Here is a 255-nt window from a genome sequence, read left to right on the forward strand (position 1 = left end):
AAGAATCCCGACAATTTCTCATACAGCACAACATCTCAACCTTTCAGACGATGGAACCCAAACCAGCTTCGCAAACCAGCGAAGCTCATACGGTCGAAGACCGTCATCCTGAACGAAGCAAAGCGGAGTTGAAGGACCTGCATTCCTATCCCGGCACTACGATTCCACCGGCAAGCCACAAACGGTAACTCGCAAACAAAAGACACTTACAGCTTTGAACAGCCGGCAACCCGTCTACTATCCCCTCTGCGATAT

The 255-nt window shown here is 50.2% G+C and carries 1 protein-coding gene; it reads left to right on the plus strand.

The features are described from left to right. Positions 1–188, plus strand: a 188-nt coding sequence (locus JAO32_RS19755) for a hypothetical protein (RefSeq protein ID WP_334243605.1), incomplete at its 5' end; no start/stop codon positions are given. Positions 189–255 lie beyond the last annotated feature (67 nt).

Source organism: Terriglobus sp. ADX1 (assembly GCF_036877645.1).
Lineage (GTDB): Bacteria > Acidobacteriota > Terriglobia > Terriglobales > Acidobacteriaceae > Terriglobus.